We start from the raw sequence: 12,280 nt of genomic DNA, 5'->3' as shown, positions 1-12,280 counted from the left end.
CGGGCTGACACCGAGAAGGTTCCGCCCGCCAGACATTGGGGAGTTTCAGCAGCAACGTGCAGGCGGACGGGCAAAGGTCCGAGGGCGCGGACCTTTGCAATCCGCGCCTTGCGGCGTCCTCGCGCAGCGCATAGCGCTGTCCCCTCGCTTATCACTCAGGCCATACGGACCGCGCGGATTCGCCATCCATGGCTCATTCCGCTCTCTCGCCACATCCATGCGGCTCGTCCTGGCCTTCCCTCTGCGCTCGGCGCTGCGGATGCCGCCCACCCCACCGCCTGCAATCCCGCAGAGAAAAAAACTTAAAATTAAAAATAAAAGCGAAAAGGAAAAACAAATAAGTAAAAGACGTGCAGCGGGGGGTGGGGCGCCATCCGGACTCGCTGAGCGAGTGAATGCTGCCAGGATGAGCCGCATGGATGCGGCGAAAGGCGGCGTTGAGCAGGAGCGAATCGCCGCCGGTCCGTCGGCAGCGTGAAAGAGCGAAGGCACCGCGTAGCGGCGAGGGAGGCTGGCGCAGGGCCCGGGATTGCAAAGGGTGCGGCCAGGCACCCTTTGCTCGGTCGCCGCACCGGCGAACTGCAACTGCATCAGCCTGAGGCGAACGAAACCCGCTCAGAGCGAACGAAACCACCTCAGAGCGAACGAAACCACCTCAGTGCGAACGAAACCACCTCAGTGCGAACGAAACCACCTCGGAGCGAACGAAACGCCCCGCTGAATCAGCGCCTTTCCTGATACGCCATCCAGGTCAGCAACTGCAAACTGGCCGAGAAGTAGTTCTGATCGGGTGCCAGCCGATCACTCAAATACCCCGTCTCGCTCAACGTCAAATCCCGGATCGCCAGCAGCCCGCCGTCGAGGTTATAAGGGGCAGGCGTATTCGCCAGCACATCAAACCACGCTGGCGTGGTTAAACGTCCATAGCCCTGCCAGACACGCTGGTACGGCACCAGACGCAGGCTTTGTGGATCGTACCACCAGATATTCAGCGGGATGCGAATCGCGTCATAGCTGAAGCGATTGGAATACCCGACCGCCGGTGCGACCGAACCGTCGGCATTCAGCGCCACCCAATCAAGCGGCAAACCCGTTTTACCAAAATGCATATCGCCCAGCAGGTCCATACCATCTTCGATTAACTGATTCCAGACACGCAAATGGCTTTGCTGTGCAAACTCACGCCAGGCCGGAAACAGGAAATAGGACGGGTTGAGAACGATAAAACTGGTTTTGTTGAAACCCTGCACGCCCGGCAGCATCACGGTGTGCCCGGCATAGGTGATCACGTTGTGCTTCACAATCGCGCGCTGAATACGATCCGACGCCTGCTGGTAGCTGTTAACGGACCACTTCTGCGCACCACGCTGCAACGCCCAGGCAATCAGCACATCACCATCCGACGCGTTATTTTTGTCAGCGATGGGGTCAGACGCACCAGGGGTATAGCGCCAGTAAAACAGATCGTTTTGCGGATTGCGCAGATGGGTCTGCGTCCACTGCCACAGCTTATCAAAGGTCGGGCGATCGTCATTCGCTACCGCCAGCAACATGCCGTAACCCTGACCTTCGGTATGGCTGACATTGTTATTGGCCGTATCGCTGATACGACCATCGCTGCTCATAAAGCGACTCTTAAAGGTACTCCAGCCATCTGCGGCCGCCTGGGCACTAAAAAACATCACCATGAAACAGAGTATCCATTGACGCCAGAACGGCTTAACACTCATCTCAGCTTCCTATTGATATCGGTAGTGCAGCGTGCTGCCGTCGAGCTTTTCCAGCGTAAGCGGAACCTTGGCACTGCCACCCTGGTCCTGAAGCCAGCGGGCATAGACCCCGGCCAGCACCGCGCTGAAGGCCAACTGCCAGCGTTCAGCATCCACCTGGCTATCGCCAGCCGGTAACGCATGGTGCTGAATCAGAATGGCGTTCTCCATCGGCTGTAGCTGAGCAAAACCCCAGCTAAAACGCGCCAGCTGCAAATTGATTTCGCGCTCCAGATCTTGCACGGTGCGCGCCTCCGCCAAAGGATAGCGCGCTGCCAGCGATTCGCCCACCTGGTTGAGGAAACCTTCCGCTTCCTCTCCGGCATTATCCAACATGCCTTCAATCATCACGCTGACCAGATCAAACCAGCCCGGCTGATGCGGATGGTTGACGCGGGCTGCCAATTGCTCACTCATTAGTTGTCTCCGAACATGTAACGGAAGTACAGATTCGCGGTGGTCTCGTTGTAATCACCGAAGGTGTCATAGCCTAACTGACCACCCAGGGTAAGATCTTTATTGATCTTGTAATCCGCCCCGGCATGCAGGTTATAGCCAATGCCGTTTTTGCTGTCGCCATCGTAGTAGGCGCTCTTGACGTAACCCGCATCGGCCATCGCCTGCAACTGCGACTGCAATGACGGATCGTTCGGGAAGTAAGCGCTCTTATCCTGGCTATAGGTTTGATAACCGATTGCACCGCCGATATTCACCTTCAGGTCATCAAAGGTACGCGAGAAATCGACCGGGAACGAGATCGACGCGTAGTTCTGCGGACTGAAATACCCACCCTGACCATAGCTGAAGTAGCTGAGGTTTTTCGAGTAATCCATCCACGACAGGCTCATCCCCACCTTCAGTTCGCGATCGTCGTAATGGAACGGACGCACATAAGCACCCGCGGTGGCCTGCACGCTGTTGTTGCTGGCCACGTTCTCACCGATATAGCTATACGCCCCGCCGCCGACATAGAAACCGGCGTCACCGTCGTCATAGCTCAGCAGTGCGTTACCGCCGTTTTTCGTCACCTGGCCCCATTTCTTACCGCTGGCGCTGTCTTCTGCGCCGACATACGACAGCAGGCTGTCCGTCACCGCACGACGTTCACCGGTCAGGATCAACGTCAGGAAGTCCGTCAGCTTCGGCGACCACTGGATGCCACCCACCATGGTGCTGAGATCCTGGCCGAGCGGCGTACTGCCCAGGTCGATTTTGTAGCTATCGCCACGCAATGCCATGTTCAGCTCAACCCCGTTGCCTTTCTGCGAATTGGTCGAAGAAGAAGGCACATCGGTGACTTCCGCATCGCCCGCCGCGACCACCGCACCCTGAATCAGTGAGTTAGTACCGAAACGACGCCAGGCATCGCCTGCCGCACTGCCCGCCGACAGCGAAATCGGCGTCATAGTGAAGTCAAAGCGCGAATCGCCGAACGGCACGGTGGAGAAGGTCAGCGGGGCTTTGGCTTCGGTCAGCTTACTCAGGCCCGATTCGCCATCACGTCCACGTACCTGCAATTGCCCCTGGGTCCAGGTACCGGTTTTCTCCTGCAAATCGTCCATCATGTCGTCGATCTGCTTCAGAGTACGGCTTTGCTGTACTGCCGGGGTATTGCTCGCCAGCGTCACACCACTGGCGCTGCTGGTGGCATCCGGTGCCGATTGCCACGGCATCACCGCACCGTAGCTGGAAGGCGTCCGCCCGACCGGTGAGGTGCTGCGGTTGATAAACGGGTTATCCGCCAGCGCCAGACCACCCACGGTCGGTACGCTGCCGGTTTGTGCGCCCTGCAAGCCAATCAGCTGACCGCGCGCGGTGCGCAGATAACTCATCGCCTGGCTGTGCTCGCCGTTGGCTTCCGCCACCCGCGCCAGCAGCAGCAGACGGTCTGGCGTTTGCTCATTACGCAGGCCACGCGTCAGGGTATTGGCTCGCTGCACATCGTTCTGCGCCAGCGCCACGTTGATCGCCCCTTCGCGCGCATCCTGAGTCGGGGTGTCCTGCGTCATCAGGTAGTCATACACCACGCCCGCTTCTTTGTTCATCTTGCCGGACTGGTACAGACGCGCCATGGCGAACATCAGATCGCGGTTCTGTGGATCGTGTTGCAGCGCGCCCACCAGCTTGTCATACGCGGCAGCGTACTGTTTCTGCTCACGCAGGCGATCCACTTCGTTGATAACGTAGCCGTTGCGAATCCCTGCCAGCTGAGTTGGCGTGCTGCGTGCCTGCAACTCCGGGCTGCTGAGGAAGCTCTGCGCTTCGGTGGTCAAACCGGCCTGGTTGAGTACCGCCACCTGCGCAGCGTAATCCCCGGCGTTACCCTGCACACCGCGCTGCATATTGCTGCGCACCACCGAGACGGCGGTGGTGAGATCCCCGGCTTTCGCCAGTTTCTGCGCCAGGTTACCGGCATCCACCGGGTTCGACGGCGGATTCGACGCCAGCGCGCGCAGCGTATTCGCCGCCGCCGCATTCGACCCCTGCGCCAGATACTGATCGGCGGTGTTCATTTGCAGGTTAAAGTTCACACGTTGCGCCAGCTCGCGCATATCGCTGCTTTTGCTGCTGTTGGGAATGCGCGCCAGCAGCAGGCTGGCCTGTTGCCACGCCCCGCTTTCGCTGGCGTTCAACGCACCGGCGTAGAGTTCATTGGTGCTGGCACCGGTACGCATCGCCGGCTGCATGATATTCGCCGCCATCATGCTATCGCCCTGGCTACGGTAGATGCGCGCCAGATCGAGACGCAGCCAGCCATCGTTAGGGTTACGCGCGATGCCCTGTTGCAGGGTGGCAATCGCCGCCGTGTTGTTACCTGCCGCCAGCTCACGCTTCGCCTGCTGACGGATGGGATCGGTGCTGCTGCCGCGTGGTGCCACGCTTTGGCGCACGCTGTCCGGCAGTGAGGCCAGCAGGGTATTGGCTTCGGCGCTGCGATTCTGCTGACGCAGCACGTAAAACAACCCTTCTTTCGCGTTACGGTTATCCGGGTCGCTTTGCAGGATCGCACGGTAAGTTTGCTCTGCCTGCGGCAGTTGATTGGTGCGACGCAACACATCGGCACGGAACAGTTTGGCGGAAGTACCTTTCTCGCCTTCGGCCTGGGTCAGCGGTTCGCTCAACGCCAGCGCCTGAGCGCTGTCACCATTCTTCAGCGCTTGCTGTGCGGTCGCCAGTTGCGCATAGAAACGGGCATCGGCGGCCTGTTTCTGGCGTTCTGCGCTCTGATCGCCACCCAACTGTGCAGCACGCGTCAGGTAATCAGCCGCTTCCGAATAGCGTCCGGCGCGTTGTGCCACATACCCCATACCGGCCAGCGCATCCGCATCCTGCGGGTTGGCCTGCAACACTTTCTGGAAATTGTTCTGGGCGCTGCTGACATCCCCGCTATTCAGCGCGGTGAAGCCCGCGCCTTTCTCCGCGCCACCGACATTTTTACGGTAATAATCTATCACCGCATTGTCCTGCGGATGGCGTTGCTGCCAGGTTTGATACAACGATGCATCAGAGGCTTGTGGCCCCAGCCACAGCAGAGCCTGGCGCAGTGAACGGTCAGCGTCTTTGTTGCCATCAGCCATCGTCGCCAGCAAATCGATACCTTCACGACGGGTCGATTCCTGGTAAGTCATGGCTTTGCCCAGCGCCAGTTTGGCACCGGTATCCTGCGGATGCTCCGCAGAGAACTGACGCAACGCTTCAACCGCCTGCGGCAGCATGGCGCGGTCACCGGCCATGGTCAGGTAATATTCAGCCGCAACACTCGGCGGTGGTTCATTGCCGCTAAAGGTATTGCGCCAGGTTTGCAGCGCCGCCGCGATGTTGCCGCTGCGTGCCTGCTGGCGCGCCAGTGATAACTGCGATTGCGGAATGCTTTGCAGCTGACGCGCGTTATCCAGCTCAGTCAGATGCGAATCATTGGGCGACACCTGACTCAGGCGGGCGCGCCATTGCGAGGCAGCCACGTTATCGCCGCTCTGCTGGGCATACAGCGCCAGCAGGTACAGCGCCTGGGTGTTATTCGGTTCCACCATCAGCACTTTTTGCAGCGAAGCCTGGGCTAAATCGTCATGCGCTTTCTGATGCCAGTAAGCCGCCTGATCGAACAGCGCCTGTAACGCAGGATTCGTGCTCTCAGCCGCCAGCAGCGGCTGCGAGAATGTCAGTGCCCCACCCAGAATCAGGGCATGGCGAATACCGGCGCTTAACAGATGTTTTTTCATTATTTTTATCCTTACTTCTTGCCGGGCTTGCTATCACCTTGCGGGTTGAGACGACGCCATGCATGACGTCTCAGCATCACCCACGCGCCACTGCCCACCAGTGCTGAAACCAGCAATGCGGCCAACGCCATCAGCACCGAGTGCTGGTTGGCATACCACACCACCATCATGTACCAGGGCATTTCACCGCTCGGGAACTGCGGCCCGACGCGGAAGCTGCGGATACCGTTTTCATCAGTGATGATGGCGGTATCGCCACGAATACCGGCGTTGATACGTGCTGAGTTCAAATCGTTGTGCAGACGCAGCAACTGGTCATCGCTGGTTGCTACCGTCATCACCACCAGGCGATCCGGGTTCCACGGTGAGCGATAGCTGACAAAACCGCGCCACGCCTCGTTGGAGGAGAAGTAACGATCGGCATCCAGCTGTTGCCGATACCAGTCGCCGGTCAGCCAGCCGCGCAGCTTGTCCCAGGTCGTCGGATCTTTCACGCCCAGCGTATTACCGCTGGTTTCATACGGTGTGCCCGCCAGCATCGCCTGATTAAAGGCGCTGTTTTGCGTGGTACTGACGGCCAGCAGGTCGCTCTGCTCCAGGCGCGCCAGGTTGGTGCCGCCATTTGGCATGCCGAACAGCACCTGGTTTTGCGCCAGCGGTACGCCCGTGGCATTACCGGCACGCGCGGCCATATCCAGCAATGTGGAGATCTCGGCATCGCTCGGTTTTTCCGGCAACACCAGCGCCGTCTGCGAGAAATCAGCCAGACGGGTGAACGGGAAGGAAGCCCCGACGAAGTACGACAGGTTCGGCAGCATGGTGAAATGACGCGTATGGCTCAGGTCGATTGACGAGTCATCCTCAATGCGGCTCTTGATGTTGTTGTTCAGCAACACGCCGCAAGGTGCATCGGCTTTCGGCTTGATGTTGAAGTAGAGCGCCAGCTGGTTATCACCGTAAATCAGATAGGGATCGAGCTTCAGGGTGTAATTTTCCTGACGCGCGTCGCCGCCCAGACGGTGCCATGCGCTTTCCAGCAAACCGACTTTATTAACCGTCAGGTTACGCAGGAAGGTGCCGTTCAGCATTACGTTAAGGAACGAGTTGTTCTCGTCAATCCAGCTCTCAGACGGGAAACGGTAATGCAGGTTGACCGGAATGGTGTCGCCATCCCACATAAACAGATCCGGTGCTGCGCGGAAGTTCACGCTCAACGCATCGTGCCAGATGCCGGTGGTGGTCAGGCTTTGATCTTTACGCAGCAGCTCGCTCAGACGTACCGGACGGCTGGTGTTAATCCAGCGTGGTGCGTCATACGGCTTACGCAGCGCAATCGGCTGCGGCTGCACGTTCAGGTTGCTGGCATCGGTGGTCAGCGGCTGCGTGGTCAGACGATTGGCCGCCTGACGCAGTTGCGCATCATCAGCACCGCTCACCAGCAGCAGTTTATACACCGGGTTAATCGGGTTATCGACCATCTGCAACGTCGGGCCGTTGGCCGCCGGGAAGGTCAGGGTACCAATTTTATCGCCAGGATGGCCGAACAGAATACCGTTGTGCTCCGGCAGATCGCCACGCACCACCGGGAAACGGATACCACGGTAGTCTGACTGAATCCCCAGCCAGGACGCCACCAACGCTGCGGCGCTAACGGTATCCGGCGTCACGTTTGACGCAAAACCAATGGTGACGCTGGCCGGGGTCATGCGTAATGGATCGAGAAACGGACGCGGGAAGTTACGCAGGCTGGTACCGATGTTCAGCTGCTGACCTTCCATGCTCAGCGTGGTTTTCGGCAGGATCGTCACCTGATATTGCTGCGCGCTCTCTTTTTCACACAACAACTTGTCGGCATCGTTGATTTTAAAGCTCAGGTTGTTACTGGCAACCACCATCGCTGCCGGAATATCCAGCTGATAATCGCTGGTATCGCTGTCGGTAGAACCGAGCGGCAGCGTACCCAGCGGCTGGCCGTTGAGCATCAATTGCAGCGAAGTATTACGCGACGCCAGCGCGGCAGAAACACGTAGCGACAGGTTCAGGCGCGCATTGGTGATCACCTCATCACCCGGCAGCGTAAACACGATACCGGACTGGAGCTGACCGCCGGTTAACACGATGCCCTGCTTCTGGCCCATCTGTGCCACCGAAATCACGGTGCTGACCGGCTGATTGAGCGGCGCAGCGACCACCGGTGTTGGCACCGGGGTCGGTATCGGTGTCGGTGTCGGTGTCGGCAACACCATCTCAGGTGCCGGAGCCTCGCTGGCAGCGGCGGGCGCATCATTTTCCACTGCGGGAGCGCTTTCAGCAGGCACACTGGCCGCAGGGGTGGTTTCTGCTGGTGTATAAGGCGTGCTGCCTGCCGCTTCTTTCAGTTGTGCGTCAGCATTGGTATCCAGCCCCTGTGGCGGCGGGACCTGTCCCAGCGCGGAGCTGTCCTGCGTCACTGTCGCGGGCGTTTCCGCCCAGGCGGGCACGAGCAACAGCGCGGTTGCCAGCGAACTCGCCAGCAACGTTTGCGTCAAATTCTTCATGCGGCGCTGTCCTCTTTGACGGCAGGCTGAGCATCTTGCTTGCCTTTATTACGACGATCTTTCCATGTCAGCCAGAACAGCTCGAAGACGGTGCGCACAATGGTGCCCAGCGACAACAACGGGTTATCCTGCTTGTACTGCGGCTGAATCCAGGCATCGGCACGCGCCAACACCACGCGCACCAGCTCGCGGCGACGCGACAGCGGCATGGCTTCGAAACGCAGACGAATGGTTTCGTCATCGCCGGAGATTTTGCTCACCGGAATGGTGATGGCACCCGATTTCAGCAGCAGATCGATCTCTTCGATTTCATCGTACTCATGACGGCCATCCGGTGCGTCGAGTTGCGCTCCCCCCATCGACAGGTCGCTGGTCATGGTGCGCGATGAGATGCCGCTGGCGTAATGAATAATCGCCGGAATCTGCACTTCAATACGGATGGTTTTACGCACCTGCTTGGTTTCGCGCGCCACGGCAATCGCCGCCATCAGGATAATCAGGCTAAATACCGCCCAACCGACGTTGAGGGCAATAACGTAAGGGTCTACGCCAAAATAGTCATGCATGGTGGCGCGCACCACACCCGCCACGATGCCGATGGTCAGCAGCGCCGCCACAATCACATGCGGACGCACGATGTGGAAATCGAAGAAGCCCTGATCCAGTACCCCACCTTTATCTGTCACGTTGAACTTGCCGTGTTTCGGCGAAAACATGGTCAGAATGGTCGGGATCACCAGGTGGAAACACATCACCGTTTCATAAATCTCACCCCAGAAGGTGTAACGGAAACGGCCATTCATGCGTGAGTTGACGTACAGCGACATCACCAGGTGCGGCAGCACGTAGGCGAAGATCAACGATGCCGACGAATGAATGATGTTGAGGTTAAACAGCAGGTACGCCAGCGGTGCCGTCAGGAACGCCACACGCGGCAGACCAAACTGAAAGTGCAACATCGCGTTGAGGTAACACAAACGTTGTTGCCACTTTAGCCCACGGCCAAACAGCGGGTTATCAACACGGAAAATCTGCGTCATGCCACGCGCCCAGCGGGTACGCTGAATGACGTGCAGGCCCAGACGTTCAGTCGCCAGACCGGCGGCCAGCGGAATCGACAGGAAGGCAGAGCCCCAGCCAAGACGCTGCATTTTCAGCGCGGTGTGAGCATCTTCGGTAACGGTTTCCACCGCAAACCCGCCAATCTCCTCCAGCGCACTACGACGAATCACCGCACAGGAGCCACAGAAGAAGGTGGCGTTCCAGTTATCGTTACCTTGCTGCACCGGGCCGTAGAACAGCGAACCTTCGTTCGGGATGCTGCGCGCAGCGCGCAGGTTACGTTCGAACGGGTCTGGCGAGTAGAAGTAGTGCGGCGTCTGTAACAGCGCCAGTTTCGGATCTTTCAGGAACGGGCCAACCGTCGCTTGCAGGAAGGTACGGGTCGCCACGTGGTCACAGTCGAACACGCAAATCAGCTCACCTTTGGTGATTTTCATCGCATGGTTGAGGTTACCGGCTTTCGCATGGCGGTTGTCATCACGGGTGATATAACCGACACCGACATCAGCGGCAAACATAGCAAACTCGCTGCGCTTGCCGTCATCCAGCAAGTAGATTTTCAGCTTGTCGCGCGGATAATCAATACACTGCGCCGCCAGGACGGTATCGCGTACCACGTCCAGGCTTTCGTTATAGGAAGGCACATACACATCGACCGTCGGCCACAGGCTGGTATCGTCCGGCAGCGGTTCAATGGTGCGTTTTAATGGCCAGGTGGTTTGCAGGAAGCCCAGAATTAAGATCAGCCAGACGTACAGTTCCGCCAGATATAAGCCGATTCCGAGAATGGCTTCAATTTCGGAATTAAACTGCAACGTTTCCGTGGTGCGCCACCAGATATAGCGGGTCGACATCAGGGCGGAGAGGATGACCATCACCACCGTTATTTTACGGCTTTTGCTTAAGCCCATTAAAAACAGCATTCCGATGCTGATTAAGCCAAAGATATATTGTTTCTGGCTATCCATCGGCGTAATGATGATTACCGCTGCGACCGGTGCAAGCACCAGCAGCAGCAGGTAAAACGCGAGTTTACTCATGATTCACCTGCGGAGCTGTGTTGTTATTATTCGGTCCGGCAACACCAGACTATTAATAATGACTGCGGATGGGCGCCTGAACTTCACCGTTGCCCACGGTGATATTCAGAATATTGGAGACTCGCTTGGCAACCAGCTCAATATCAAACGCTGCCGCAGATGCAGGGCTGAAATCAAAAACAGATTGCTGAGACGCATTGGCTTCCGCGACGCTTTCATCCCGGTGCACCACACCCAATAAATTGTCCCCCAGACGCTGCTGCATAAAAGCGGTGACATCACGGCTGATATTGCGGCGGTTATCGCTCTGGTTGAGTACAAAATAGTGTCCACGTTTATTATTCAGTGGCTGACCTATCATGCGGTCGTTTTCAATCTGTGGCAGCAGCGAAACAGACGCGGTATCGGCCAGCATCACCACTAAATGCATATCGGCAAGTGCCGTCATTGCCTTTAATGCCGGGCCTGGCCCTGGCGGAAAATCGGCAATAATCACCAGACCGGGATAATTCAGCACCGTATCCAGACCCCGCTTCAGGAAATGCGGATCTTTACTCAGGTTCTCTTCAAAACGTTCGCGCTGTTGCTCAGTGACATCACCATAAGGCATGACAAAAATATTGCCGCCGGTGGTGAGAATGGACTGGCTCCAGTCGGCCTGTTCTTCCGAACGCGCCACAAAACCGCGACCATCATGCAGCGGAACACCAAAATGCAGGCGCAGCGCATTTTGTACGTCAAAATCAATTGCCAAAACTTTGCTGCCTGCGCGGGCCAGACTCCAGGCCAGGTTGGCTGCCATTGTGGTCTTCCCTACTCCCCCTTTAGGCGAGCACACACAAACTAACGGCATAGCGCAATCTTCTCCAGTAACGGTTTCAGTAATGTCTCTTTCGACAGGGTCACAGGCTCAGCCGGCCTTGAACGGAATAATGCGCCAAAGCGTGACGGTGCCGCTGCGGGTGGAACCGGTGCGACAGGTGGAGCAAATGAAGGGGTTGGGGTCGGAGCCGCCACAACCGGTGTCGCCACCGGCGCGGGGGCTGCTGCTACCACCGGCTCAGGTGCCACGACCGGTGCGACAGGCGCTTCAACCGGTTTCGGTGGCGGTGGTGGAAACAGCGACGTTGTCGCCTGACGCTCCACATGCGTTGCTTTCGGTGCCACCGGCGTCACGGACGGTGTGGCTTTAGTCGGTGCCGGAGGAAACAGTGATGATACCGCCGCCGGGGCTTCTGCCGCGACCGGCGTCGCCGCCAGGCTATCCAGAATCGATCCCCGGACACTACTGGCGACAGGAGCGACCTGCGGTTGCTGTGGCGGGGCATCGAATTCATTGCCACGAATCGGCTGAGGTTGCGGCAGATCAATACGCTGGCCGCCACCTAAGGTTTCCTGTTCATCATCCGCCGCCAGTTGACGGATGATCGCCCACTGACTCTGGTCGGCTTCCTGCGCTTGCCCGGACATATCCTTGAAAGCGATATCCAGCGTCTGCGTTTTTTCCTTAAAACGCTGCAAATCGTCGTAGTTCTTCATGACCAGGGGCCTGTAAAAGGAGGGGGGGAATTTTTCGCGAATATATCACATACATTAAAACACAGTGAGAGAAATCTGATTATTAAAACGCCGTATTCAATAAAAGAGTTTTA

7 protein-coding genes are annotated in these 12,280 nt (G+C 57.9%); all 7 read right to left on the bottom strand.

Going from position 1 to position 12,280, the window contains the following annotated elements:
• Positions 1 to 722: 722 nt before the first annotated feature.
• The 7 genes from PAT9B_RS00585 to bcsO are packed head-to-tail and all read right to left on the bottom strand — an operon-like array spanning position 723 to position 12,167.
• Complete coding sequence (locus PAT9B_RS00585) at positions 723 to 1,730, bottom strand: glycosyl hydrolase family 8 (protein ID WP_013507314.1); 1,008 nt, start codon at positions 1,728 to 1,730, stop codon at positions 723 to 725.
• 9 nt (positions 1,731 to 1,739) lie between these two features.
• Complete coding sequence (gene bcsD / locus PAT9B_RS00580) at positions 1,740 to 2,186, bottom strand: cellulose biosynthesis protein BcsD (protein ID WP_013507313.1); 447 nt, start codon at positions 2,184 to 2,186, stop codon at positions 1,740 to 1,742.
• Positions 2,186 to 5,989 (bottom strand): cellulose biosynthesis protein BcsC, encoded by a 3,804-nt coding sequence (locus tag PAT9B_RS00575; RefSeq protein WP_013507312.1) that lies wholly within the window; start codon positions 5,987 to 5,989, stop codon positions 2,186 to 2,188. Before PAT9B_RS00575 ends, bcsD begins: the two co-directional genes overlap by 1 nt.
• An 11-nt stretch (positions 5,990 to 6,000) precedes the next feature.
• Positions 6,001 to 8,526: a cellulose biosynthesis cyclic di-GMP-binding regulatory protein BcsB gene (gene bcsB / locus PAT9B_RS00570; protein WP_013507311.1), complete on the bottom strand. Its 2,526-nt coding sequence runs from the start codon at positions 8,524 to 8,526 to the stop codon at positions 6,001 to 6,003.
• Positions 8,523 to 10,628: a UDP-forming cellulose synthase catalytic subunit gene (bcsA, locus tag PAT9B_RS00565; RefSeq protein WP_013507310.1), complete on the bottom strand. Its 2,106-nt coding sequence runs from the start codon at positions 10,626 to 10,628 to the stop codon at positions 8,523 to 8,525. The genes bcsB and bcsA overlap by 4 nt, the downstream gene beginning before the upstream one ends.
• 52 nt (positions 10,629 to 10,680) lie before the next feature.
• The gene (gene bcsQ, locus PAT9B_RS00560) at positions 10,681 to 11,481 is read right to left on the bottom strand and encodes a cellulose biosynthesis protein BcsQ (protein WP_013507309.1); all 801 of its coding nucleotides are present in this window, start codon (positions 11,479 to 11,481) and stop codon (positions 10,681 to 10,683) included.
• A complete protein-coding gene (gene bcsO / locus PAT9B_RS00555) occupies positions 11,472 to 12,167 on the bottom strand; it encodes a cellulose biosynthesis protein BcsO (RefSeq protein ID WP_013507308.1) in 696 nt (231 codons plus the stop codon). The genes bcsQ and bcsO overlap by 10 nt, the downstream gene beginning before the upstream one ends.
• Positions 12,168 to 12,280 lie beyond the last annotated feature (113 nt).

It is taken from the genome of Pantoea sp. At-9b (assembly GCF_000175935.2).
Taxonomy (GTDB): Bacteria; Pseudomonadota; Gammaproteobacteria; order Enterobacterales; family Enterobacteriaceae; genus Pantoea.
This window is presented reverse-complemented; position numbering and strand designations above follow the sequence as displayed.